Source organism: Frankia sp. QA3 (genome assembly GCF_000262465.1).
GTDB lineage: Bacteria > Actinomycetota > Actinomycetes > Frankiales > Frankiaceae > Frankia.
The window spans coordinates 3137518-3160094 of the sequence record NZ_CM001489.1 but is presented as its reverse complement, the minus strand read 5'-3'; the positions used below and the strand labels follow the sequence as shown (position 1 = coordinate 3160094).

23 protein-coding genes and 1 pseudogene are annotated in these 22577 nt (G+C 74.1%); 10 read left to right on the top strand and 14 right to left on the bottom strand.

All coding sequences use genetic code 11. The features are described 5' to 3' along the window. Positions 1-52 precede the first annotated feature (52 nt). Together FRAQA3DRAFT_RS12975 and FRAQA3DRAFT_RS12970 are read right to left on the bottom strand one after the other, a co-directional pair. The gene (locus FRAQA3DRAFT_RS12975; protein WP_009739485.1) at positions 53-1369 is read right to left on the bottom strand and encodes an MFS transporter; all 1317 of its coding nucleotides are present in this window, start codon (positions 1367-1369) and stop codon (positions 53-55) included. 103 nt (positions 1370-1472) lie between these two features. Continuing rightward, positions 1473-2342, bottom strand: coding sequence for a rhomboid family intramembrane serine protease (locus tag FRAQA3DRAFT_RS12970; protein ID WP_009739484.1), 870 nt, complete (start codon positions 2340-2342; stop codon positions 1473-1475). Positions 2343-2593: 251 nt separating this feature from the next. On the opposite strand from FRAQA3DRAFT_RS12970, the gene bioA reads away from it, so the two are divergent. Continuing rightward, the gene (gene bioA, locus FRAQA3DRAFT_RS12965) at positions 2594-3886 is read left to right on the top strand and encodes an adenosylmethionine--8-amino-7-oxononanoate transaminase (RefSeq protein WP_009739483.1); all 1293 of its coding nucleotides are present in this window, start codon (positions 2594-2596) and stop codon (positions 3884-3886) included. A 786-nt stretch (positions 3887-4672) separates the two neighbouring features. Continuing rightward, positions 4673-5962 (top strand): GGDEF domain-containing protein, encoded by a 1290-nt coding sequence (locus tag FRAQA3DRAFT_RS12960; protein ID WP_009739482.1) that lies wholly within the window; start codon positions 4673-4675, stop codon positions 5960-5962. Between the two features lie 109 nt (positions 5963-6071). On the opposite strand, the gene FRAQA3DRAFT_RS12955 is transcribed toward FRAQA3DRAFT_RS12960, so the two are convergent. Both FRAQA3DRAFT_RS12955 and FRAQA3DRAFT_RS12950 read right to left on the bottom strand, forming a co-directional pair. After that, complete coding sequence (locus FRAQA3DRAFT_RS12955) at positions 6072-6902, bottom strand: bifunctional 5,10-methylenetetrahydrofolate dehydrogenase/5,10-methenyltetrahydrofolate cyclohydrolase (RefSeq protein ID WP_009739481.1); 831 nt, start codon at positions 6900-6902, stop codon at positions 6072-6074. A 460-nt stretch (positions 6903-7362) separates the two neighbouring features. After that, a complete protein-coding gene (locus tag FRAQA3DRAFT_RS12950) occupies positions 7363-7962 on the bottom strand; it encodes a TetR/AcrR family transcriptional regulator (RefSeq protein ID WP_009739480.1) in 600 nt (199 codons plus the stop codon). Positions 7963-8576: 614 nt separating this feature from the next. On the opposite strand from FRAQA3DRAFT_RS12950, the gene FRAQA3DRAFT_RS38750 reads away from it, so the two are divergent. Beyond that, complete coding sequence (locus FRAQA3DRAFT_RS38750; protein WP_369809418.1) at positions 8577-8885, top strand: hypothetical protein; 309 nt, start codon at positions 8577-8579, stop codon at positions 8883-8885. Between the two features lie 273 nt (positions 8886-9158). Here the strand turns inward: FRAQA3DRAFT_RS38750 and FRAQA3DRAFT_RS12940 are convergent, their stop codons facing one another. Both FRAQA3DRAFT_RS12940 and FRAQA3DRAFT_RS12935 read right to left on the bottom strand, forming a co-directional pair. Beyond that, positions 9159-9917, bottom strand: a complete 759-nt coding sequence (locus FRAQA3DRAFT_RS12940; protein WP_009739478.1) for a class I SAM-dependent methyltransferase — start codon at positions 9915-9917, stop codon at positions 9159-9161. Positions 9918-10049: 132 nt separating this feature from the next. Beyond that, positions 10050-10604 carry a pyridoxamine 5'-phosphate oxidase family protein gene (locus tag FRAQA3DRAFT_RS12935; RefSeq protein ID WP_035920915.1) on the bottom strand — a complete coding sequence of 185 codons (555 nt, stop codon included), beginning with the start codon at positions 10602-10604 and terminating at the stop codon, positions 10050-10052. A 33-nt stretch (positions 10605-10637) separates the two neighbouring features. Here FRAQA3DRAFT_RS12935 and FRAQA3DRAFT_RS12930 point away from each other — a divergent pair, with 33 nt between their 5' ends. From FRAQA3DRAFT_RS12930 to FRAQA3DRAFT_RS37190, 3 genes are all read left to right on the top strand, one after another. Continuing rightward, on the top strand, positions 10638-11888 hold the full coding sequence (locus FRAQA3DRAFT_RS12930; protein WP_009739476.1) for a YafY family protein: 1251 nt from the start codon (positions 10638-10640) through the stop codon (positions 11886-11888). 32 nt (positions 11889-11920) lie between these two features. Continuing rightward, positions 11921-12370 carry a DUF456 domain-containing protein gene (locus FRAQA3DRAFT_RS12925; RefSeq protein ID WP_009739475.1) on the top strand — a complete coding sequence of 150 codons (450 nt, stop codon included), beginning with the start codon at positions 11921-11923 and terminating at the stop codon, positions 12368-12370. Between the two features lie 261 nt (positions 12371-12631). Beyond that, positions 12632-12841 carry a hypothetical protein gene (locus FRAQA3DRAFT_RS37190; RefSeq protein ID WP_035920912.1) on the top strand — a complete coding sequence of 70 codons (210 nt, stop codon included), beginning with the start codon at positions 12632-12634 and terminating at the stop codon, positions 12839-12841. A 275-nt stretch (positions 12842-13116) separates the two neighbouring features. Here FRAQA3DRAFT_RS37190 and FRAQA3DRAFT_RS37185 read toward each other — a convergent pair. Beyond that, positions 13117-13179, bottom strand: a pseudogene (locus FRAQA3DRAFT_RS37185) (hypothetical protein); the annotation flags it as partial. A gap of 126 nt (positions 13180-13305) precedes the next feature. Between FRAQA3DRAFT_RS37185 and FRAQA3DRAFT_RS12915 the strand changes: the two are divergent. Further along, positions 13306-14463: an arginine deiminase family protein gene (locus FRAQA3DRAFT_RS12915; protein ID WP_009739474.1), complete on the top strand. Its 1158-nt coding sequence runs from the start codon at positions 13306-13308 to the stop codon at positions 14461-14463. On the opposite strand, the gene FRAQA3DRAFT_RS12910 is transcribed toward FRAQA3DRAFT_RS12915, so the two are convergent. Further along, on the bottom strand, positions 14432-14782 hold the full coding sequence (locus tag FRAQA3DRAFT_RS12910; RefSeq protein WP_009739473.1) for a hypothetical protein: 351 nt from the start codon (positions 14780-14782) through the stop codon (positions 14432-14434). The genes FRAQA3DRAFT_RS12915 and FRAQA3DRAFT_RS12910 overlap by 32 nt on opposite strands. Before the next feature lie 47 nt (positions 14783-14829). Between FRAQA3DRAFT_RS12910 and FRAQA3DRAFT_RS12905 the strand changes: the two genes are divergently transcribed. Next, positions 14830-15501, top strand: coding sequence for a hypothetical protein (locus FRAQA3DRAFT_RS12905; protein WP_035920911.1), 672 nt, complete (start codon positions 14830-14832; stop codon positions 15499-15501). Here FRAQA3DRAFT_RS12905 and purU read toward each other — a convergent pair. From purU to FRAQA3DRAFT_RS36020, 3 genes are all read right to left on the bottom strand, one after another. After that, positions 15470-16414, bottom strand: a complete 945-nt coding sequence (gene purU / locus FRAQA3DRAFT_RS12900; RefSeq protein WP_009739471.1) for a formyltetrahydrofolate deformylase — start codon at positions 16412-16414, stop codon at positions 15470-15472. The genes FRAQA3DRAFT_RS12905 and purU overlap by 32 nt on opposite strands. A 212-nt stretch (positions 16415-16626) precedes the next feature. Beyond that, positions 16627-17388 carry a 4'-phosphopantetheinyl transferase gene (locus FRAQA3DRAFT_RS36025; protein ID WP_009739470.1) on the bottom strand — a complete coding sequence of 254 codons (762 nt, stop codon included), beginning with the start codon at positions 17386-17388 and terminating at the stop codon, positions 16627-16629. Between the two features lie 5 nt (positions 17389-17393). Further along, positions 17394-18350 carry a metallophosphoesterase gene (locus FRAQA3DRAFT_RS36020; protein WP_009739469.1) on the bottom strand — a complete coding sequence of 319 codons (957 nt, stop codon included), beginning with the start codon at positions 18348-18350 and terminating at the stop codon, positions 17394-17396. Positions 18351-18568: 218 nt separating this feature from the next. Here FRAQA3DRAFT_RS36020 and FRAQA3DRAFT_RS12885 point away from each other — a divergent pair, with 218 nt between their 5' ends. After that, complete coding sequence (locus FRAQA3DRAFT_RS12885; protein WP_009739468.1) at positions 18569-18946, top strand: DUF1232 domain-containing protein; 378 nt, start codon at positions 18569-18571, stop codon at positions 18944-18946. Positions 18947-18994: 48 nt separating this feature from the next. Here FRAQA3DRAFT_RS12885 and FRAQA3DRAFT_RS12880 read toward each other — a convergent pair whose 3' ends face one another. Together FRAQA3DRAFT_RS12880 and FRAQA3DRAFT_RS12875 are read right to left on the bottom strand one after the other, a co-directional pair. Next, positions 18995-20335 carry a WD40 repeat domain-containing protein gene (locus FRAQA3DRAFT_RS12880; RefSeq protein ID WP_009739467.1) on the bottom strand — a complete coding sequence of 447 codons (1341 nt, stop codon included), beginning with the start codon at positions 20333-20335 and terminating at the stop codon, positions 18995-18997. Positions 20336-20337: 2 nt separating this feature from the next. After that, positions 20338-20754 carry a hypothetical protein gene (locus FRAQA3DRAFT_RS12875; protein WP_051054332.1) on the bottom strand — a complete coding sequence of 139 codons (417 nt, stop codon included), beginning with the start codon at positions 20752-20754 and terminating at the stop codon, positions 20338-20340. A 175-nt stretch (positions 20755-20929) separates the two neighbouring features. On the opposite strand from FRAQA3DRAFT_RS12875, the gene FRAQA3DRAFT_RS12870 reads away from it, so the two are divergent. Beyond that, complete coding sequence (locus FRAQA3DRAFT_RS12870) at positions 20930-21538, top strand: DsbA family protein (protein WP_009739465.1); 609 nt, start codon at positions 20930-20932, stop codon at positions 21536-21538. Positions 21539-21739: 201 nt separating this feature from the next. On the opposite strand, the gene FRAQA3DRAFT_RS12865 is transcribed toward FRAQA3DRAFT_RS12870, so the two are convergent. Continuing rightward, a complete protein-coding gene (locus tag FRAQA3DRAFT_RS12865) occupies positions 21740-22318 on the bottom strand; it encodes a TerD family protein (protein ID WP_009739464.1) in 579 nt (192 codons plus the stop codon). Between the last annotated feature and the right edge of the window lie 259 nt (positions 22319-22577).

Genomic DNA, 22577 nt, shown 5'->3' with positions numbered 1-22577 from the left:
GCCGCCGCCCGGCGAACCGTCTCCTGGCGGCGTGGGCCGTGGGCCGGTCGGGTCAGTCGGCGGGGACGGTCGTGCTGGTGGGTTCGGATTCGGTCGCCGGGCGCGGGGCGAGGCCCCGGGCGTCGACGTCTGGCAGGTAGCGGCGGCAGAGCAGGGCGGTCAGGCCGGCGAGCAGGCCCGCGCCCGCCGGCACGATGTAGCCCAGCCGCGCGCCGCCGACGTCGATCAGGCGGCCGGCCAGCGGGGAGCCCACGGCAAGGCCGCCGACCACCGCCATCGTGAGCCAGGCGAAGCCCTCGGTGCGGGCTCGCGGCGGAACGATCCGCTCCATCATCGCGTTGGAGTTGATCATGGTGGGGGCCACCGTGGCGCCGGCGAGGACGGCCAGCGGGATCATCGTGGCCACGCCGATCCCGGCGAGGGGGAGCGCGAAGCCGACCGTCAGCAGCGCGACGGAGCGCAGCAGCCGGGCCCGCAGCGGGCGGTCATGCGTGCGGGCACCGGTGATCAGGCCGGAGATCCCGGAGCCGGCCGCGAACATGCCCAGCAGCAGCCCGCCGACGGCCGCCAACCCCTCCTCTCGGGCGAAGGCGACCATGGCCACGTCGATTCCGCCGAAGCCGATCCCGATCGCGAACACGATCGCGACCAGGGTGCGGGCATCCGGCCGCCGCATGATCCGCTCCGGTGGCGCGGCCGACGCCGGGCGGGGGCCCGGGTCGGTGCCATGCTGCAGCGCGAGGGCCAGGGCGCCGACCCCGAGCAGGACCGCCGAGGCCATCAGGCCGGCGGCTGGATCGGCGAGGGTGACCAGCGCTGTCACCAGGGTGGGCCCCAGGATGAACACCAGCTCGTCGATCGCCGCCTCCAGTGCGAGCGCGGCGGGCAGCAGGGCGCTACCGGCCAGCAGTGCGCTCCACCGGGCCCGTACGCAGGTCCCGACGGGCGGCAGGCAGCCGCCGGCGACCACCGCGGCGAGGAACCACAGCGGGCGGGGGGCGCCGGCCCACACCGTCGCCAGCAGCGCCGCCGCCCCGAGCAGGTGACCGGCGAGCCCGGCGAGCAGCACCCTGGCCTGGCCGAAGCGGTCCAGGGCACGGCCCACCCGCGGCACGCACACCGCCTCGCTGAGCGCCCCGGCGGCGGCGACCGCCCCGCCCACGGCGTACGAGCCGGACCGGTCCTGCACGAACAGCACCGTGCCGAGCGCGTGCATCGCGATCGGCAGCCGTCCCACGAATGCCGGCCCGATGAACCGGGCCGCGCCGGGGGTCGCGAGGGTCCGCCGGTAGACGTGGCCGCCCGCGCCGGGCGCGGCGGACTCGCAACCGGGGACGAGGGCGTGGGACATGGGGGGCGGGTCGGTCATAGCCGGTCAAGCGTGCCTCACCGCACCCCCGGATGCCAGCGCAGTTCTCCCTGGTCAGGAGTGCCGTTGGCGGCCAGGAAGCGGTCCGCTCGGCCTCGCCGGGTCAGTAGCCCCGGCGATGCCGGGCGGCGGCGGAGGCTCCGGTCCCGCGGATCCACCGGTGCTGTGGCACCCGGGGCGGCGTGCCCGGTCCGGCCGCGCGTAGCTGGCGGATGAACGGCGCGACGAGCAGCGCCCCGACGATGAAGCCGACGACGTGCGCCCCGTAGGCGACGGCACCTCCGTCGGCGACGCCGAATCCGGTGAAGTACACGTACTGCAATGCGAACCAGAAACCGAGGACGATCCAGGCCGGCAACCAGAAAGGCAGGAAGAACAACACGGATACCAGGCCGATGACGCGGGCTCTGGGAAACAGGACGAGATAGGCACCGAGTACCCCGGCGACGGCGCCCGAGGCGCCGATCAGGGTGTTCGACGACTCGTTCTCGAAAAACGCGAAGCCGTAGGTCGCCGCATACCCGCAGACCAGGTAGAACAGCAGGTAGAACAGCCTGCCCATGCGATCTTCGAGGTTGTTGCCGAAGACCCCGAGAAACAGCATGTTGCCGATCAGGTGAAGCCAGCTACCGTGCAGGAACATGGCGGTCAGTGCCGAGAGCACCGGAATCTTGTCGAAGCTCGGCGGCGTCTGCACGATGCACCCGGGATTGCCGGCCGCGTCGACGCCGATGTGGCCCGAGTACGCGGCCGGGAGCTGGGTGTTGTGCACCAGCTCCCGGGGTATCGCGCCCCACTCCTGGAAGAACCGTTGCTGCTCGCAGACGTTCTGCGGGGTCGAGGTCCCGATCCCGGCGACCGAGCTCACCACGGGCTCGAAGAAGATGAAGATCACCACGTTTGCGGCGATCAGCAGCCAGGTGATGATCGGCCGCCGGTTCAGCGGGTTGATGTCGTGAATCGGGATGACCACGCCGCCCATCCTGCCCGGTGCCCCGGTCGGTGTCGCCGTCGGGCACGGCGGGCGGACATCGCGGCTGGTGGGCGCCCGGTGGGTTCGGCGGGCGGGCCCGAGCACGGCGTGACGCGCGTCGCGCACGGATCGTCCCGGACGGCCACCCGCGTCGCCGATGAGCCAGAGTGGGAGGGGTGAACCCACCCTCCGCCGTCGCCGCCGCGCCAGCCTCGCCGTCCCCGGACCTCCCGTCGCCGGCCGGAGGCGGGGTGGGCGGGACGGGCGGGGCCGATCTCGTGACCCGGGACCGACAGGTCGTCTGGCACCCCTACGCCTCGGCGTCGGCCACCGGGCCGCTGTTCGCCGTGTCGTCCGCGGCCGGGGTGCGCCTGACGCTGACCGACGGCCGCGAGCTGATCGACGGGATGTCGTCGTGGTGGGCGGCGATCCACGGTTACCGCCACCCGGTGCTCGACGAGGCCGTGCGCACGCAGCTCGCGTCGATGTCGCACGTGATGTTCGGCGGCCTGACCCACGAACCGGCGGTGCGCCTGGCCGAGACACTGGTGGCGATCACCCCCGAGCCGCTGCGCCGGGTGTTCCTCTGCGACTCGGGGTCCGTCGCCGTCGAGGTCGCGATCAAGATGGCGTTGCAGTACTGGACCGGCCGGGGCCGGCCCGAGCGGACCCGGCTGTTGACCATCCGGCGCGGCTACCACGGCGACACCTCCGGCGCGATGTCCGTCTGCGACCCGGACGCCGGGATGCACCACCTGTTCAGCCAGCTGCTGCCCCGCCACCTGTTCGCCCCGGCGCCGAGGCGCGCCTACGACGAGCCGTGCGAGGACGCCGACGTCGCCGAGTTCGAGCGGCTGCTCGCCCGGCACGCCGACGAGGTCGCCGCGGTCATCCTCGAACCGGTCGTGCAGGGCACCGGGGCCATGCGCTTCTACGCGCCCGGGTGGCTCGCCCGGGTCCGCGAGCTGTGCGACCACCACGGGGTTCTGCTCATCGCCGACGAGATCGCCGTCGGCTTCGGCCGGTCGGGGGAGCTGTTCGGCTGCGACCACGCCGGGATCAGCCCCGACATCATGTGCGTGGGCAAGGCGCTGACCGGCGGTTACCTGTCGATGGCCGCGACGCTGTGCACCGACGAGGTGGCCGCCGGCGTGTCCGACTCGCCCGCCGGGGCGTTCATGCACGGCCCGACGTTCATGGGTAACCCGCTGGCGAGCGCCGTCGCGAACGCCAGCGTCGAGCTGCTGCTGTCCTCGCCGTGGCGGGCGCGGGTCGCCGAGATCTCCGCGGGGCTCGCCGCGGGCCTCGCCCCGGCGGCGGAGCTGGCGGGCGTGGCCGACGTGCGGGTGCTCGGCGCCATCGGCGTGATCGAGACGCGGGAGCCGGTCGACATGGCGGTGATCCAGCCGCTGCTGGTGGAGCTCGGCGTCTGGGTGCGGCCCTTCGGCCGGCTCGTCTACACGATGCCGCCGTTCGTCATGCCGCCGGCGGACGTGGCCACCCTGACCGGTGCGATGGTCGAGGCGGTCGCCCGCACCACCTGAGCCGCGTCGACGCTGCTGGTCTCCGGCTGGTCCGCACCTCGGCCTGCGCTGGTCCCAGACGGGGAGCCATGCCGTTTCCCGGGCGTGTCGTGTGTGGTCTCTCTGCGGGCGTCGTGGAGCTGGCCGCGGCCGGTGGGCCGCGGCGTGGCCCCTTTCGCCGCCGCATTCGTCGTCGCAGGTCAGATGCCATTTCTGGAACGCGTTCCCGGCGCGTCGCGGCGGGAATAAGGCGGCCGGTCCCCGCTCCGGAGCAGTTAGCCGCGCCATTGCGATGGTTGCGAATGACGCGAACGTCTTCGTACTCTTCGTTCTCAACGATTCACTGTGAGTAGCAACGACGAGGTTGGATTCACCGGGCGGTTCCGGCCGACTACGGCCGCGGACGAGAACGAGGAAGGCCATCCGCCAATGCCGTTACGCCTACGACTGCCACGCCGCCCGGGTTGCGTACTGCTGGGCGGCGCCCGCCGGACGTGGCGACGGCTGCGGGTGCGTGCCCCGCGGGCCCACCCGCGCCCGCCCGCAGCCTGTCCGCCGGCGCTGCGCATGGCCGGTCTCCACCTTCCCGACCTGGCGGCGGCGTCCGCTCCCGGGTCCGGCACCGGGTGCGGTCGCGGGCGGCATCCCCGCGCCCGGCACGGTGGCGGCCCCGTAGTCGGTGGCCCCGTAGTCGGTGGCCCCGCAGCCGGTGGTCCACGGACCGACGGGCCCCGCCGGGTTCGGGCGGGCCGGGACGGATCGCCCCGACCGCGAGGGGCGCTGGCGCGGCTGGTCGGGCGGGGCTGGATGCTGTGGCGCGCGCCGCGGGCGGTCGTGCGCCGGGTCGTGGGGGTCACGCTGTGCTGGGCCGCGCTGGTCGGCGTCGCCCTCGCCGGGCTGCGGCCGCGCTGGGTCGACGTGCTCGCGTTCGCGGCGTTCGTCGCCCTGGGGGGCTTCGCGGTGGTCGTGTCCGGGCGGCTGGGGGCCGACCTCACCGTCTCCCCGGCCGCCCGCCACGACCTGCTCGCCACCTGGGCCGTGGCCGTGGCGGTGCTGCTGCCGCCGTTCTACCCGACGGTGATCGGCCTGCCGCTGTGCTGGCTCGCGGGCCGCGCCGACCCGGTCCGTCCGCCGCACCTGCGGATGTTCCAGGCCGCGGCGCTCGGCATCGCCGGCTTCTGCGCGTCCAGCGTGCACCTGCTGCTCAGCCCGAGCAGGGGACCGTTCACCGTCGAGGGCCTGGTCGGCTCGGGTTCCGCGGCGCTGGCGTTCCTGTCCGCCGTGGCCGTGTACCCGCTGGTCGCCGGCCTGCCCGGGGTGGGGATGGCCCGTGCAGGCCGGGGCGACGGCCTCAACGCCTGGCTCTGCGGGCCGCCCGGCGCCGACGTCCACCGCCCGGCCGGGCCTCCCGCGCGGGTGCCGCGGCCCGGCCGCCGCGAGCTGGTGCCGGCGCGGGCCGCCGAGATCTGCTCGTCGATCGTGGTAGCGGTGCTGTGGGCGGCGAGCCCGTTCCTCATGCTGGCCGTGACCCCGCCGGTACTGCTGCTGCAACGCAGCCTGCTGCACGCCGACCTGCTGCAGGCCGCCCGCTCGGACGCGAAGACGAGGCTCGCCAACGCCGCCTACTGGCGCCAGGTCGCCGAGCGCGAGATCGGCCGGGCGGCCCGCGCCGGCCGGCCGCTGTCGGTGCTGCTCGTCGACATCGACCACTTCAAGCGGGTCAACGACCGCTTCGGCCATCTCATCGGGGATGTCATCCTGCTCGCCGTCGCGGACGCGCTGCGGGCCGCGGCCCGGCCGCGGGACCTCGTCGGCCGCTTTGGTGGCGAGGAGTTCGTCATCCTGCTCACCGAGGTGGGACGGGAGCACGCGCTCGACATCGCCGAGCGGATCCGCCGCCAGGTCGCCGGCACCCACTGCCGCCTCGACGGGCGACCCCCGCTGTCGGTCACCGTGTCGGTGGGCGTCGCGACCCACCACGGGCCGCCCGGCGACCTGTCCACGCTCATCGCCCGCGCCGACACCGCCCTGTACCGGGCGAAGGCCGACGGCCGCAACCGGGTCCGCCTCGCGGACCCGCTGTGCACCCCAGCGTGAGAGACCCCGCGGCACCCCGCGGCACCCCGCGGTCCGGCACCCCGCGGCACCCCGCGGTCCGGCACCCCGTGGCACGCCGGGGTGCCGGCCGGCGACCCGGCGGCTTCCGTCAGTCGGCGCGTGCGGCCCGGATCGTGTTGCGCAGCAGCAGCATGGTCGTCACCGGCCCGACGCCGCCCGGCACCGGGGTGAGGGCGCCGGCGACCGGGGCGATCGCCGCGGCGTCGACGTCGCCGACCTGGCCGGCGTCGGTGACCGCCGTGCCGACGTCGATGACCGTCGCCCCCGGGCGGACGAACCCGGCGCCGATGAGGCGCGCAACCCCCGTCGCGGACACGATGATGTCGGCCTCGTGGGCGATCGTCACCAGGTCCTTCGTGTGGGAATGGCAGACGGTGACGGTCGCGTCCTCGGCGAGCAGCAGCAGCGAGACCGGCTTGCCGACCACCGGCCCGCGGCCGATGACGCACACCCGGGCCCCCGACATCGGGATCCGGGCGCGGGTGAGGATCTCCACCACCGCGGCGGCGGTCGCCGGAGCGAAGCCCGGCAGCCCCAGGGCGAGCCGGCCCAGGCTCTCCGGGTTCATCCCGTCCACGTCCTTGGCGACGGGGATGCGCTCGCCGACCTCGCGGGAGCTCAGCCCGGCGGGCAGCGGCGTCTGGACGATGATCCCGTCGACCAGCGGGTCGGCGGCCAGCGCGTCGACCGTGTCGAGCACCGCCGACGGGCCGCCGGTCGGGGTGTGCGGCTCGCAGCGGACCCCGACCTTGCCGGCGGTTCGTTCGATGATGTGGGTGTAGGAGCGGGCGGCCGGATCCGCGTTCGGCAGGACCACGGCCAGCGTCGGTGTCTTGCCGGCGAGCATCAGCCGCTCGGCCTCGTCGATCACGTACCGGCCGATCTCGGCGGCCATGGACCGCCCGTCGAGCAACCTCATCCGGTGCTCCGATCTCGTCGTCTTCGTTCGTCGGCGTGGTCAGGCCGGCCCGCGGCACCGGTCAACCGACCCGCCGCCGGCGCCGGTGCGCGCCCGCCGACGGGCCGCCGACGTCCAGCCGTCCGCGGTTACCCGCGGGTGGCGCCGCGGCGGCCCATCGTGAGGATCTGGGGCCTTTCGCGCGGGCGGCTCGGGGCCACGGGCTCGCTCGTACCGTAGCAAGGCTGCGCCGTGCCGTAACCGTCACGGGGTACCCGTTGCAGGTTAGCGCGCCCGTGCCCGAGATGTCCCGCCGGCTCCCTCGTGTTCGGCGCTCCGGGGCCGCCTGCGCCCCCGCCGTCCCGCGACGGCAGGGCATCCCGCCAGATCGGACGCGGGCCGAGCCCCGGCTCGGCCGCCCGCCGTCCGGGCTGTTACGCCGCGGCCGGCCGGTGCATGCGCCGCATACGGCGGATCACTTCTATCGGGGTAGGTCGCGCAGGATCAGGTCGAGCCCGGCGAGGAACTGCGCCTCGTTGTCCTCCCGCAGGTGCGGGGCGACGTCGGACAGGTCCGGATGGAGCTCCGCCGGCGGCCGCACCGCCGCCACCGGCCCGCCGCGGGCGCCCGCCCCCTCCTTCTCCACCGCGCGGGCGAGCTGGCGGGCCTCGGACAGGGTGTGGCCGAGGGTGTAGAACAGCAGCGTCTGGTAGACGTTGGCGGCGTCCGCCGGGTCCATGCCGGCGCGGTGAAGCTGGGCGACGGCGTGGTCGGAGCGCTCCCAGTAGGCGCCGACGCCCGGTGGGCGGCGCAGCACCAGCGGGGCCAGCGTCGGGTGCGCGAGCAGCGAGCGGCGCAGCTGGCGGAAGTTCGCCCGGATGTCGGCGCGCGGGTCGTCGGTCTCCGGCAGGTCCGCCACCCCGTCCCGGATCACGCTGTCGACGAGCGCGTCGAGCAGGGCGTTCTTGGTGGCGAAATGCCGGTACATCGCGGTGGGGTCGCAGTCGAGGAACCCGCCGAGCGCCCGCATGCTGAACGCCCCCGCGCCGTTGGTGTCGACGACCTCCATCGCCGCCGCCATCAGCACCTCACGCGACAACGTCCCCCGCGGCGTCCGCCGCGACCTGCCTCGACGGCCCCGCCGCGCCCCGTCGGCCGGGGCCCCGTCGGCCGGGGCGTCGTCGCCTTCGCCTGCGCTGTCCTCGCGCGCCGAACCCTCGGGCGGCGTGGGCTCATCGCCGGGCTCCGCCCCACCCGGCTGATCCTTCTCGATGTCGTCGATGCCACCATGATAATCAACGACGTTGACGTGCTCCCGCGGCACGCCGGAATGATCAAGATCATCCGATCGGGGTGTTCCGCGGAACCACGGACGTACGCGTTCGGATGGCGCGGTCCTGCTTCGTCTCGGCGAGGAGCGCGCGCAGGTCGCTGCCTTCTTCCGCATGTACTCGGCCGTAGCGGTCGGCGTTGTCCGCGACGTAGTTGACGCCCCACCGCATAGGTGAACCGTCCCCGTGGCGACGGGCGGCCCGCGGTGAGGGTCCGTACCTGGAAATGCGCGCCCCATGCAGGGCGGGGCGCGGTGATGCCACATTCAACGCTGGGACGGAAACCGAAGCGGGAGTAATATCCCGGGTCACCGAGCAGGCCGACCAGCGGTTCGCCGAGGGCGTCGGCGGCGCCGAGCACGGCATGCATGAGCGCGTGACCGACGCGGCGTCGTTGATGGTCGGGCCGGACGCTGAGCGGCCCGAGCGCGAGCACCGGGGTGTGGCCCACCGTGGCGCGGGTGCCCAGGACATGGTCGATGATCTCGTCCGCGTCCATGGTCGCGACGAGCGAGAGCGCGGGTATCCCCGCCGCACCGGTACGAAGGTCGTCCACGAGGGCGACCTCGACCGGGAGCTGACCAGGTTCGACCTGTCGGGCGAAGGCCGCCCCTACCGCACCGCGGATCGCTGCCGCCTCCCCCGAAAGCGGGTAGGACCCGTCGGGCAGTAGCACCGCCCATCCCTCGCCCAGTTGGACGACGGAGGCGACCGTCTGGCCGCTGGCGGTGTCCCACAGCCGCCCGGTTCCGTGGAACCCGTCGGATCCGTGGAACCCGTCGGGGCGTGGTGGACCGCGCCGAGGCGCAGCCAGCCTCGCCAGGGGCCGCTGCCCAGCTCCTCGGCCACGGCGTGGAGCTGGCTGCTCGCCGAGTTCGGCGTGGCGGGTCTGGTGGGTTCGCGCCATCGTCGGATTCATGCCGGCCGCCGCAGCCGCGGCCCCCGGTCATGGATGGCCGGTGAGGAGCCTCAGAGCCCCGACGAACTCGTTCTGGGTCCGCAGGTGCCCGTGCCGCTCGTCCCAGCTCCCCGACTCAAGATCCTGCCGGAGTCGGTCGACCGATCGGTCCTCGTCGGTGTCGCTGACGAAACTCCACGCCGACTGCGCTCGGCGCGCCGTCGGATCGAGGAACTTCTCCGGGCGGGCATAGAAGGCCTCGGTGAACCCGTCGACGCAGTCGATGGGTACCGGCACCGCCTCGACCTCCACGTGCCTACCGATCAGCTCGGAGAGCACGTCGATGCCGGGGAACCGGCGGCGTTCGGCCGCGATCAGTTCCGGCGCGTACTCGGCGAGCCACAGCAGGTCGAGCGCGTCGCCGTCGAAGGTGAGCACCACGACGGGACCACGGCTCACCCGCCGCAGCTCGCGCAGACCACGCCGGGCGTCGGACCACTGGTGCACGGTCACCAGGGCCATCGCGGCGTCGAACGAGTCGTCATCGAACGGCAGGTCCTCGGCGATCGCGCGCACCGCGGGCGCCAGGCCGCCGGGGCGTTGGGCGCGCATGGCGGCCGACGGTTCGACCGGGACCACGTACCGATCCGTCGGCTCGTACGATCCGGCACCCGCGCCCACGTTGAGCACAGTGCGCGCGTCGCCGAGGGCGGCATGTACCCGGGCTTCAATCCGGGGGTCCGTCCGTCGTAGCGTCGCGTAGCCGCCGCCATGCCTGTCATAGTCGACGTCGCCAGCCCTGATCACTGTTCTCCATTCATGTCGACGAACCTGACTTCAAAGCCGGACCAGGGCAGTATCTCAGCAATCATCCTCCGCCTGGCGGAGTAACGGATCAGGCATGTACTCCGCACTCGGTATGGCTGGGATGTCCGCAAGTCAGGCGTTTACTTCGGCCCAGCTTTCGCGGATTGTGGCGGAGCTGTTGCCGCGGCGTTGGACGCGGAGGGCGGGGTATTCGGGGCGCCAGCTCGCGAGGACGATCTCCTCGGCGGCCTCGTCGACGGTGGTGCGGACGACCTCGGTGAGCTCGACGCGGAACAGGTCGAACGGCTCGGGGGGCTGCACCTGTTCGGCGAAGCGGGCCAGGGTCGCCGGGTCGTCGACCCAGCGGGCGAGGCCCGCGATCCGGACGTCGCCGCCGGCCATGTCGGTGCCCGGTCCGGGGTTGGCGGACAGCGCGAAGCGGGGGTCGCGGCGCAGGTCGCGGGACTTGCGCGCGTCGGGCATGCTGCCGAGCCACAGCTCGCCGGAGCGGAACGTGACCTCGATCCCGCTGGTGCGCGGGGAGCCGTCGGCGCGGATCGTGGCCAGGACGTGATGGCGGAACGCCTCGAACCGGGTACGCACGGTGTCGGCGAAGGCGGGGTGGGCGGTCTCGAAGTCGCGCCAGGATGTCGTCACCCGGCCATCCTGCGGCGCAAACCCTGCCATCCCCCGTCATGGTTTCCGGCCTAGCATCTCCAGGTGCGATCGAGCCGGCTGACCGCGTTGCTGCTGCATCTGCAGGCCGTGCGGCGGGCGACGGCGGCGGAGCTGGCCGCCGAGCTGGAGGTGTCCGTCCGGACCGTGCACCGCGACATCGCCGCGTTGCAGGACGCCGGGGTGCCGCTGTGGACCGAGCCGGGTCGGGCCGGCGGGGTGCGGCTGATGGACGGCTGGCGCACCAGCCTCGACGGTCTCACCGGCGACGAGGCGGCGGCGCTGCTGCTGCTCGGCGCGGGGCCCGAGGTGCTCGGCGGGCTGGGGCTGGCCGCCGTCGCCGCGGCCGTGCGTACCAAGGTCCTCGCCACGCTGCCGCCGCGGCCCCGTGCCCAGGCGGGGCAGGTCCGCCAGCGGTTCCTGCTCGACGCGCCGGGATGGTTCCACCGCGAGGAGGCCGTGCCGCACCTGGCGGTCCTCGCCGAGGCGGTCTGGGCCGGCCGCCGCGTCGACCTGCGCTACGCCCGCCCCGGCGACGGCGCGGTCACCGCCGGCCCGGCTGGCCAGGGCACGGAGACGGCGGGCACGGAGACGGTGGGCGACGAGGCGGGCCGGGGCGTGGCCCTGCGGGTCGATCCGCTCGGGCTGGTCTGCAAGGCGGGCACCTGGTACCTGGTGGCCCGCCACCGCAGCGACGTCCGCAGCTACCGGGTCGGGCGGATCGCCCAGGCCAGCCTGCGGGCGGAGACGTTCGACCGGCCTGACGACTTCGACCTCGCCGCCTGGTGGCGGGCGGGCAGCGACGAGTTCGCCCGCTCCCTGCTGCGCTGGACCTGCCGGCTGCGGCTGTCCCCGGCGGCGCTGCGCGGCCTGCGGCACGCCGTCGACCCGTTCGCCGCCCGCGACGCCCTCGCCGGCGCGTCGACGCCGGACGGCGACGGCTGGCGGGTCGTGGACCTGGCCACCGAGGGGCCGGACGTCGCGCTGTCCCAGTTGTTGGCCCTCGGCGACGGGGTCGAGGTGCTGGCGCCCGAGGACCTGCGGGCCGCCCTCGCCGAGACCGGGCGGCGGATGGCTGCGCGCAACGCCCCGGGCACGGACGGCGGCGTTCCGGGCCGGCGGGGGGGAGCGGGTGGGGGTCAGCCGGGGGGAGCGGGTGGAGATCAGGAGACGGGCGGCGGGCATCGAGGTGAAGGCGACGGGAACGGCGTGGTCGCACGTTTGTCAGGCGGGCCCGGGGACGTCCCGGGACCGGTACCTTCTCCGAAAGGCGGTACGAGGGAGGTCGCACCATAAGTACCGGTGAGCTGCTCGCCGTCGCCCTGGTGATGGCCGTGGGCCTGGTCGGGATCGTCCTTCCGGTGCTGCCCGGTCTGGTCCTCGTCTGGGGCGCGGGGCTGTGGTGGGTGATCGCGGACGGCGGCGGGGTGGGCCGCTGGATCGTGCTGGCCCTGATGACGGCCCTGTTCGTGATCGGCGCGTTGACGAAGTACGTCCTGCCCGCGCGGGCCACCGCCGGGCGGGGGGTGCCCTGGCAGAGCCTGGTCGTCGGCGTCGTGTGCGCGATCGTCGGCTTCTTCGTCGTGCCGGTCCTCGGGCTGCTGATCGGCGGGGTCCTCGGCATCTACGTGGCGGAGCTGATCCGGCTCGGCGACTACCGGACCGCGGGCGGCACGACCTGGGCGGCGATCGTCGCGTTCGGCATCGGCGTTCTCGTCGAACTCGTCGCGGGCGTCGCCATGGCGGCCGTCTGGGCCGTCGGCGAGCTCGTCCTCTGACCTCGCCGACGCAGCCAGGTCGCTATTTTTGCGAGAAAATTTCCTTTTTGCGGCAATGGGTTGGTCTATCGATAACCGGATTTCGTCGCGGTGATGTGGCGAGCCGGCGGGCGTCGTCGTTCCGTGCGTCGACGGAATTGCATAATGCCCAGTTGACGTCCTTCCTCGCCTGAAGGTGGGGGATTCCCACTCCTACACATCATTGATCGGAACGGGGGTGTGGAATGGTGAGGTTCGCGGTTCACGGGCTCCGGTGTTCCGGTGCCTCCCCGCGCGGTCACGGCCCGTCCGGCCGCGATGTTCCGGGCCGCGATGTTCCGGGCCGCGATGTTCCGGGCCGCGATGTTCCTGGCAGCGTTGATGTCGGCGTTGGCCGTGTGCCCGCAGGCGATGCAGCGCAACCGCACCCAACCCACCTTCGAAACCTTCACCTGCGCCCAGCGGCGGTTGACCGGCCGCACCTCCCACTGAGCGCCCCGACTGCCCACGATCCGAAAACCCTCACGCCGACCGCGCGTGCGGAACCCGGGCCTGCGGTGAGTGCCGCGAAAGAAACCGGCCATAGCTGTAGCGGAATCACGCAGCGCCTGCTGCTGGACGGTCTGCGAACCCTCCGCCAGCCACGGGTTTTCCTTCCGGGCCTCGGTCACCCGCCGGGCCTGCTCGGTGTACCCGGATGCCGGGCCGCGGCGCGGACTCCACCATGACTGCCGTTCGACAGCCAGATTCCACACGTACCGCGCATGCCCGCGAGGCGACTCCAGCACCGCCGCCTGCTCCACAGTCGGATAGAGCCGGAAGCGAGACATGCCCCGATTCTAGGAAAGGATCGACAATGCCACCCATAAGGGAGCGGCGTTTCCTCCCCGCCGTGAACGGCGGAGTCTCCACGCCGCAAGACCGATGAAGTGTGGCCGGGCGCGGTGAGCGGGCCGATGGTGCTGATCCAGAATCCGACCGTCGTGCAGCCGGTGGAGACGTCGGTCTTCCGGCCGGGTCGGCCCGCCTACGACCCGGTCCGGGCCGCGGCGGAGTCGGCCGCGGTGCGAGCGGCCCTGATCGACCTGGGGGCCGATCCCCGCGCGCCGTCGGAGATCCTCGCCGCCTTACCCCGGGAGATCCTGCTCGACCTGGCCGCCCGCGCCGTCAGCGCCGACGACGACGCCCGGCTGTCCGCGGCCCGCGAGGCGATGCGCGACTGGTCCGTCCCGGCGCTCGCCCCGGTCGTGCTGCGCCAGCCGCGGCTGCTGCTCGACCCGGGCGCGGGTGGCGGTGTGATCGGCCCCGACCAGACGGACGAGAGCTACGCCCTGCGCCCGCTCGCCGGCCTGATGTTCCCCCGCGACCACTACGTCGACCTCGGCGGGGCGATCGCCGTCGGCCGGCTGCGCCGCCGCGACCGGGCGCGGGAGACGGTCGTGATGGCGGCGGTCCTGCGCGGCCTGCGGGGACGGTCGGCGGAGGTGCGGGTGCCCGAACCGCTGTTCCTGGCCGGCGGTGACCTCGTCACCTGCGACGGCGTCGCCGTGCTCGGCACCGGCGCGCGGACCAGCCCGGCGGCGTGGGGGCTGCTGCGCCCGCACCTGCTCGCCGCGTTCGGCCGCGTCGTGCGGGTCCGCGACGAGCTGCGCCGTCCCGGCGAACCGCACCTGGACCATTGGCTGGGACTTGGCCCCGGGATCGCCCTCGTCGCGGCGGACCGGCTGCACGCGCCCGCCGTCGTCGAGAGCCACGGCGCGGCCAGCCGGGAGACGACCCTCGTCGACGCGCTGCGCAGCATCGAACTGGCCGTCTGCCCGCTGGCGCCGGAGATGGTCGCCGCGTTCGCCGCAGGGGTGTTCTTCCTGCCCGGCCCGCGTTTCGGGGGCTGGGCGGCGGGCGGTGACGAGCCGGCGGCGCTCGTGTCGACGGCCAGCGCGCCATGGACCGAGCCGGTGCTGTCCCGGTTCGGCGTGCACACCGTCGCCGTCCCGTTCGACGAGCATCACAAGCAGCTCGGCAGCCTGCACCGCGCGCTCAACACCGTCCCCGGCGCCGTCGGGGAAGATCCCGGCCGGGCGGTCAGCGGATGGCACCAGGACGTCGTCGGGTGAACCGGTGCGGCAGCCAGCCGAGCAGCCGGGCGCGCCGGGTTCCGGTCGGCTCGCCGACGAGCCCCGGTTCCCGCGGCGTGGCCGTCGTGCCCGGGTCGGACGATCCGGGGGGCGTCGTCGTGCCCGGGTCGGACGATCCCGCGGGCGTCGTCGGCGGCGAACCCCCGTCGGTGGCCGCCCGTGCCTGGAGGCGCGCGCGGATCTCGTCGGGGGAGTAGGAGCCACGCTGGCGGTGGTCGCGGGCGACCAGGACGCCGGTCGCGGCCACCCCCACGAGACCGGCGACGCCGAGCAGCTTCCCCCACCGGGCGTGACGCATCCCGTCAGGCTACGGTGCGCCGGCCCGGGTGGGGCATGCTTACCGGCATGCCCGATTCGCGGATCGGCCTGACCGACGCCCTGGAGCTGGCCCGGACCGGTGACCTGTGGCTGTTCCGCGGCCGCACGGCGGCGGACCGGGCGATCCAGACGACGACGAACAGCCCGGTCAACCACGTCGGCATGGCGATCGTGCTCGACGACCTCCCTCCGCTGCTGTGGCACGCGGAGCTGGGCAAGACGCTGCCCGACGTCTGGGCGGGCATGCACCACCGCGGGGTGCAGCTGCACGACCTGCGGGCGGCGGTGGAGGTCTGGGCGCGCCGCTACGGTCAGCGGGCCTGGCTGCGCCAGCTCTCGCCGGCGGTCGGCGCCGAGCAGGAGGACGCCGCGCTGCGCACGGTCGCCCGCCTCGACGGCACGCCGTTCCCCTCCACTGCCCAGCTCGCGACGCGCTGGCTGCGCGGACGGTTCCCGCGCCCGCGCCGGGCGGTGTCCCCGCAGGCGCTGCAGACCGCCTACTGCGCCGAGGTCGTCGCCGTCACCTACGAGGCGATGGGTCTGCTCCCGCCCGGCCGGGCGCCGAACTGGTACGACCCGGGCCGGTTCTGGAGCGGGGACGCGTTGGAGCTGCGCGCCGGCTTCACCCTCGGCGGTGAGATCGCCGTGGACCTCGCCGAGGCCGGGGTCAGGAGAACACGACCGTGCGGCGGCCGTTGATCAGGATGCGGTGCTCGACGTGCCAGGTCACGGCGCGGGCGAGCGCGCGGCACTCGACGTCGCGGCCCAGCGCCGCGAGGCGGTCGGGGCCGTCGGCGTGATCCACCCGGATCACGTCCTGCTCGATGATCGGGCCGTCGTCGAGCTCGGCGGTCACGTAGTGCGCGGTCGCGCCGATCAGCTTCACCCCGCGGGCGTGCGCCTGGTGGTAGGGCCGGGCGCCGGAGAAGCTCGGCAGGAACGAGTGGTGGATGTTGATCGCCCGGCCGGCGAGCAGCGCGCACAGGCCGGGGGAAAGGATCTGCATGTAGCGGGCGAGGACCACCAGGTCGATCCGCTCCCGCTCGATGATCTCCTGGATCCCCTGCTCCTGCCGGTCGCGGGTGGTCGGGTCGACCGGCAGATGATGGAACGGGATGCGGTAGGAGCCGGTGAGGTCGGCGAAGTCGGGATGGTTCGACGCGACGGCGGGGATGTCGACGTCGAGCAGCCCCGACCCGTGCCGGTAGAGCAGGTCGTTGAGGCAGTGCCCGAACCGGCTCACCAGGATCAGCATGCGGGGGCGGACCGTGAGGTCGTGGAGCTGCCAGTCCATCGCGAACGGGCGTGCGACGGGGGCGAAACCGGCCCGCAGCGAGTCCAGGGTGAGGTCCGGCTCCTCGGCGACGACGTGCACCCGCATGAAGAACCGGCCCGAGTCGGTGTCGCCGAACTGGGCTGCGTCGGCGATGTTGCCGCCGGCACCGGCGAGGAAGGCGGAGACGGCCGCGACGATTCCGCGCCGGTCGGGGCAGGACAGCGTCAGGACGAACTCGCCGGCCGCCGTCCGGGCCGCCGGGCCGGTCGGCGGCCCGGGGGAGCGGCCGGGAGCGGCGGGACGCGACGCTGCGCAAGGGTCCTCAGGGATGGGCATGTTTCTTCCTGCCTCGGCATACGACCGTCCACACCTGGCCTTCGCCCACCTGGGCGAGCAGGGCGGCGGCACAAGCGGGCCATGCTACCGCGGCTTGCGGCCCTGCAGGCCCCTCGTGCGCGGCCGTCGGCCGGCGGGGAAGGCGCCGGGTCCGGTTCGTACCGCGGGGCGGCGTCGCCCGGCCGCAAGCGGGCGTCGCCCGCGATGGTGCCTCACGGCACCGGCGGCACCGGCGGCACCGGCGTGCCGTCGAGGTGCGGGACGGTGATCGCGGTGAGTAGCAGGCCACGGTCGGCGAGCCAGTGGCCGTCGAAGCCGGTGAGCTCCCCGCCGCCGAGCGTCGGCCCCGTCACCAGCAGCTTCGCGGTGAACGTGCCGCGGGCGAGCGCCGTGCCTGGGGCGAGCGCCGTGCCGCGGTCGACCGCCGTGCCGGTGGCTACCGCTGTTCCCGGGTCGATCGTGAGCGCCGCGTCCTCGAACCCGAGCCAGCGCTGTGCCAGCGGGAACCACGCCTTGTACACCGACTCCTTGGCGCTGAACAGCAGCCGGTCCCAGTGCACGTCGGGCCGGGTCTCGGTGAGGGTGGCGAGCCAGCCCTCCTCGGCCGGGACGGTGATCTGCGCGGTGACGCCCTGCGGGTTGGGCTCGTTCGGCTCGGCGTCGATGCCGATCGTGCGCAGCCGGCCGGCGAACGCCACCGCTGCCGCCCGGTAGCCGGCGCAGTGGGTGATGCTGCCGACCACCCCGTCCGGCCAGCGGGGTGCGCCCCGATCGCCCGGCAGGATCGGCGCCGGCGGCAGGCCGAGGCCGCTCAGCGCCCGGTGCGCGCAGATCCGGGCCGTGGTGAACTCACGGCGCCGCTTGTCGACGGCGCGGGCGAGCAGTGCGGCCTCCTCGGGGAACAGCACGGCGTCCAGATCGTCCTCGAACGCCTCGACGGCGACGGCCGCGTCCGGCAGCAGGCTGGCCAGCATCACGGTCAGCTCCTCGCCGTCGACTGCCACGGCGACCGGGTGGGACTCGGCGACGCCGCCCCGCCCGCCGCCTGCGCGGCCGGGCCCCCGACGGGCTCCGGCGGGTAGGGCAGGATCTGGCGTGGGCCGGCGAAGGGCCGGCCGTAGGCCTCCCACGCGACGCGTTCCCGCGGGTACCCCATCGAGACCTCCTCGAAGCGGACGCCGTCGTACCAGGTCGTGCGGGGGATGTGCAGATGGCCGTAGACGACGGCCTCCGTGCGGAAACTCCGGTGCCAGTCGGCGGTGGACGTCGTGCCGCACCACAGCGCGAACACCGGGTAGCGCAGGATGTCCGTGGGTTCCCGGACGAGCGGCCAGTGGTTGACGAGCACCGTCGGCACGGCCGGGTCGAGGGCGGCCAGCCGCTCGGCGGTGTAGGCGACCCGGGCCCGGGACCAGGCGTCGATGGTGGGATGCGGATCCGGGTGCAGCAGCCACTCGTCGGTGCACACCACCCCGGTCTCCCGGGCCAGGGCGAGGGCCTGCTCCTTCGTCGCCGTGCCCGCCGGGCGGAAGCTGTAGTCGTACAGGGCGAACAGCGGCGCGACGACCACCGGACCGCCCGCGCCCGCCCACACCGGGTACGGATCCTCCGGCGTGACCACGCCGAGGCCGCGGGCGACCTCGACGAGATGGCGGTACCGCTCCTCGCCGCGCAGCCGGAGTGGATCGTGTTTCGGCGTCCACAGCTCGTGGTTGCCGGGCACCCAGATCACCTTGGCGAAACGTTGGGTGAACAGCCGCCAGATCGCCTCGATCTGGCCGGCGACCTCGGCCACGTCACCGGCCAGAATCAACCAGTCCTCCGGCGATCCGGGCTCGATGTCCTCGACAATCCGCCGATTCTCCGAATAGCCGACATGAATATCACTGACGGCCATCAGCCGGCCGGGCGGCGCTGGCGAATCCGCGGGGGACACGTCGAAAAGCCTACCGGCGCACCCCGGTGTGTGTCCGCCCGTCGGCCGAACCGTGGGACGTCTCCCCTCCGACAACGCGGCACGGTGGGTGGCGGGCCGGACCGGCACCGGCGTGCGGCGTGGATGTTCGCAACGGCCGGACATCGGGCATGCCGTCAGGGATCATCGCGCCCCAGGCCGCCGACCGGCCGCGCGAGGACCGACCTGGAGTGGAGTGGATGATGGGTGACAGTTTCGGCACCACGCTGCTCGTCGTCCTCGGCGTGCTTGTGGCCCTGGGCCTCGCGCTGGCCGTGGCCGCCCTCGTCGTCATCCGCCGGTACGAGCTGCCGCTGCGCGGCACCGTGGCGACCCTGGCGAGCCTCGCCTACGTCGTCTCCCCGGTCGACGCCGTCCCCGAGATCCCGTTCGGGCCGATCGGGCTGATCGACGACATCATGGTGATCATCGCCGCGGTCGTCTACGTCCGCGGCGTGATCGCCGCCCGCCGCGGCCTCGACCCGGCCGGCCTCGACGACCCCGGCCGCGCCCCCCGGGACCTGCCCCGCCAGCCATCGGCCCGACTACCCCGCGGACGCCGCGGCATCCGCCGCTGACCGCCCCGCCGCCCGGCCGCGTCCCGGGCCCGCTGCCCGAGCTGCCCACTAGCCGACGTCCCACCGCCGCACGGTGCGGTCGTCGCTGCCGGTGGCGAGGATGTTCCCTGCGAGGGCCAGCGTGGTCACGGTGCCGGTATGGCCCGTCAAGGGCGGACCAAGCTCGCTCGGCGCCGCCGGGTCGGCGATCTCCCACAGCGCGATGGTGCGGTCGTCGCTGCCGGTGGCGAGGATGTTCCCGGCGAGGGCCAGCGCGGTGACGGCGCCGGTGTGATCGGTCAGGGGCCGGCCGAGCGGGCGGGGACGCGCCGGCTCGGTGATGTCCCACAGCCGCACGCCGCGGCCGTCCCCGGCGGCGAGGAGCCGGCTGCCGGGACCGAACGCCACCGGTCGGGCGGCGCGGGTGCGATCGGTCGCGGCCGGCAGGCGACCGAGCCGGGTGGGATCGGCCGGGTGGGTGACGTCCCACAGCCGCACCGTGCCGTCGGCGGCGGTGGTGGCGAGGGTGCGGCCGTCCGGGCTGAAGACCGCCGCCGACACGGCGGCCACCTCGACGAGGGGTGCCCCGACCGGCCGGGGGTCGCGCGGGTCGGTGACGTTCCACAGGCGGGTCGTGCGGTCGGCGCCGGCGGTGGCGAGGGTGCGCCCGTCCGGGCTGAACATCACCGAGGTCACCGCGCCGACGTGCCCGGTGATCGTGGCGAGCGGGCGGGCGTCCGTCGGGTCGGTGACGTTCCACAGGCGGGCGGTGCCGTCGGTGCCCGTCACGGCGAGGGTGCGCCCGTCCGGGCTGAACGCCACGGACGTCACGGGCTGGACACCGCTGGCCAGCGGCTGGCCGAGCGGGCGGGGATTCAGCGGGTCGGTGACATCCCATCGGCGGACGGTGCCGTCGGTGCCGGCGCAGGCGAGGGTGCGCTCGTCCGGGCTGAACGCCACCGAGGTCACCGAGCCGGCGTGACCCACCAGCACCCCGCCGATCCCGTGGGGCGGACTGGTGGTCGTCACACCCTCGCCGTCGCTGCCGGCAAGCCACCCCAGGGAGGACAGCACGATGACGACGCCGGCCGCGAGCACGGCCGCGGCGGCGACGAACACGCGACCCCGAGCAGCGGGACCCGTGGGCGGTCTCGTCTGCCGTCCACCGCCGACCACGATGGTCTCGCGCGAGGGCAGGGGTGAGGCTGCCGGATCCGGCTGGGTGCCGCGGCCGGCCGGTGGTGGGGGCGCCGTCCGGCCGGGATCGGCTCGCGTGCCGACCCTCGCCCGGGTGCGCAGGGCGTGGACGCGCCCCGGGAAGGTCTGCGGCTCGTCGGGCAGCGCCGAGAACTCCGGCGTCCGCCGGGACAGGACGGCGACGACCTGGCCGGCGAAGGAGTCCGCTCGCATGGTCACTCCCCGCCCGGGGCGGCCGACGGGGCCACCGGACCGGCCACCGGACCGGCCTGCGCCGGCACCCCCGTGCCCGCCGGCCCAGGTGCGGGAGGAGCCGCCGGCGGGCCGGTGCCTGCGGAGTCGAGCGGGATCGCCCGGGCAAGGCGTTCGACGACGAGCGGTGCCGCGATCCCCACCGCGACCGCGGCGAACGCCGTCGTCACCTGCCCGGATGCGCCCGCCGCGGCGGCGAGCCCCGCACCGATCGCGAGCCGGACGACCTCGGCCACCAGATAGGCCCAGGCCCCAACCGCCCGGGGCCGGCCCGTCCGCCACGGCCAGCGGCCCGACCGGCGGACCGCGGTGTAAAGGTCAAGACCTTCGACGGCGAAGCCGCCGAACAGCCCCCACAGCGCCACTTCGACCCCCGGCATGGAACGGAACGTAGTTGATCGGTTCCTCACCGCGCCGGAGATTGGCGATGGGACCATGGATGTGTCTCCTCGCCAGCCGGCTTCCTCCCGGGCCCGGACCGGCGTTGCGGCATTCGCCGTCGGCCGGTCGGGTCGGGGTCGGAACATCGCCGGGGGTATGGCTGTTGCCGCGGGTATGACCTCCGCCACGTTCGCGATCACCTGGGACTACCGTTGCCCGTTTGCGCGCAACGCGCATGAACACGTGCTCACCGGTCTCGCGGCCGGTGCCGACTGGAATGTCAGCTTCATCCCCTTCTCGCTGGGGCAGGCGCATGTCGAGGAGGGGCAGCCCAGCGTCTGGGAGAAGCCCGAGCAGGATTCCGGCATTCTCGCCCTGCAGGCCGGCGTCGTGATCCGGGACGAATACCCCGACCTGTTCCAGGCGGCTCATCGGGCGTTGTTCGCGGCCCGCCACGACGAGGGCCGGCATCTGGAGGACCGGGCGGTCATCCGGGAGACGCTCACCGCGGTCGGGCTGCCCGCCGACGAGGTGCTCGCCCGGGTCGACGAGGGCGGGCTGGCCCGGGTCCAGGCTGAGCACGAGCGCTACGTCGCCTCCCACTCGGTCTGGGGCGTGCCCACGTTCATCGCCGGCGACCAGGCGGTCTTCGTGCGGCTGATGGACCGGGCGCCGCTGGGCGCCGAGGCGGCGCCGTCCATCCGGGCGGTGGAGCGCGCCGTCGACCTGCTGACCGGCTGGCCGGAGCTCAACGAGTTCAAGCACACCTCCATCCCCCGCTGAGCGCATCCTTCGCCGAGCGCACCCCGCTGAACCGCCCATCCCGCGACGAGCGCCCGCCACCCGGGCGCTCGTCGCCTGCTACGTCGAGCGTCGGCGGCAGGCGGCAGGCGGCAGGCGGCAGGCGGCAGGCAGCGGGTCGGGCGGCGCCGGGCCCGTGCGGTGGGGCCGCACGCGCCGCGCCGCGGCCGGCCGGGTGGCGGTTCAGACGTCGAGACCGTAGCCGCGCGCGATCTCCGCCAGTCCGGCGACGCCGCCCTCGCCGAGCGCGCGAAAATGCCAGCCGCCGCCGCCGCCGCGGTGCAGCTCGCCGAACAGCATCGAGGTGTCCCTCGCGGCGGTGGTTGACAGGTCGTAGCGCACCAGCTCGTCGCCGGTGTCGGCGTTGACGACCCGGATGTACGCGCCGTGCACGTCACCGAAACTCTGGTGCCGGTAGTCGGCGTTGTGGATGCTCACCGGGAACACGATGCGGGTGATCGCGCTGGACAGCAGATCGAGCCGCACGTCGATCTGCTCGTCGTCACCCGCGCCCTCACCGGTGAGGTTGTCCCCGCGGTGCACGATCTCCCCGCGCGGGCTGCCCAGGTTGTTGTAGTAGACGAAATAGCTCAGGCTGGGCGCCCGGTCGTTTCCCTGCAGGGCGATCGCGCTCGCGTCCAGGTCAAATTCCTCCGCTCCTGGACGATTTGGATCCCAGCCGAGACCGACCGTGATGTGTGTGAGGGTTTCGGCGGCTTCGGCAAGGGCGACGCTGCCGCCCTTGGCGAGATCAATGCCCACTGTTCTCCATTTCCGCGGCTTTCGTCGATCGCACCGGCCGGACCTGCATACGGTCCGAGACACGTGATCAGCCAAGCACAGACGGGCGCCGCCGGTGAGCGCATCACCGAGACTTCGCTGTCGCCCGGGAGACGCCCGCGCCCGTCCGCGCGCCGACCGCCGTCGGCCTGGCCCGCGGTGGCGACGGCACCGTAGGCGGTCGGTCACCGGATCGCGGGTATCGGCCCGCCTTCACGTCGATCCGGGCGACGTTGCTCAC

Coding starts and splice junctions, on each gene's coding strand:
- FRAQA3DRAFT_RS12950 (WP_009739480.1), bottom strand. CDS start 7,962: ATGGCGGCGGCGATGGAGGTCGTCGACACCAACGGCGCGGGGGCGTTC.
- purU (WP_009739471.1), bottom strand. CDS start 16,414: ATGCCCATCCCTGAGGACCCTTGCGCAGCGTCGCGTCCCGCCGCTCCC.
- FRAQA3DRAFT_RS12955 (WP_009739481.1), bottom strand. CDS start 6,902: ATGAGGTTGCTCGACGGGCGGTCCATGGCCGCCGAGATCGGCCGGTAC.
- FRAQA3DRAFT_RS12875 (WP_051054332.1), bottom strand. CDS start 20,754: ATGCCGGGGGTCGAAGTGGCGCTGTGGGGGCTGTTCGGCGGCTTCGCC.
- FRAQA3DRAFT_RS36025 (WP_009739470.1), bottom strand. CDS start 17,388: ATGCTGGCCAGCCTGCTGCCGGACGCGGCCGTCGCCGTCGAGGCGTTC.
- FRAQA3DRAFT_RS12885 (WP_009739468.1), top strand. CDS start 18,569: ATGATGGGTGACAGTTTCGGCACCACGCTGCTCGTCGTCCTCGGCGTG.
- FRAQA3DRAFT_RS12975 (WP_009739485.1), bottom strand. CDS start 1,369: ATGACCGACCCGCCCCCCATGTCCCACGCCCTCGTCCCCGGTTGCGAG.
- FRAQA3DRAFT_RS12960 (WP_009739482.1), top strand. CDS start 4,673: ATGCTGTGGCGCGCGCCGCGGGCGGTCGTGCGCCGGGTCGTGGGGGTC.
- FRAQA3DRAFT_RS12915 (WP_009739474.1), top strand. CDS start 13,306: ATGGTGCTGATCCAGAATCCGACCGTCGTGCAGCCGGTGGAGACGTCG.
- FRAQA3DRAFT_RS38750 (WP_369809418.1), top strand. CDS start 8,577: ATGCATGAGCGCGTGACCGACGCGGCGTCGTTGATGGTCGGGCCGGAC.
- FRAQA3DRAFT_RS12910 (WP_009739473.1), bottom strand. CDS start 14,782: ATGCGTCACGCCCGGTGGGGGAAGCTGCTCGGCGTCGCCGGTCTCGTG.
- FRAQA3DRAFT_RS12880 (WP_009739467.1), bottom strand. CDS start 20,335: ATGCGAGCGGACTCCTTCGCCGGCCAGGTCGTCGCCGTCCTGTCCCGG.
- FRAQA3DRAFT_RS12905 (WP_035920911.1), top strand. CDS start 14,830: ATGCCCGATTCGCGGATCGGCCTGACCGACGCCCTGGAGCTGGCCCGG.
- FRAQA3DRAFT_RS12935 (WP_035920915.1), bottom strand. CDS start 10,604: ATGGCAGGGTTTGCGCCGCAGGATGGCCGGGTGACGACATCCTGGCGC.
- FRAQA3DRAFT_RS12870 (WP_009739465.1), top strand. CDS start 20,930: ATGACCTCCGCCACGTTCGCGATCACCTGGGACTACCGTTGCCCGTTT.
- FRAQA3DRAFT_RS12925 (WP_009739475.1), top strand. CDS start 11,921: ATGGCCGTGGGCCTGGTCGGGATCGTCCTTCCGGTGCTGCCCGGTCTG.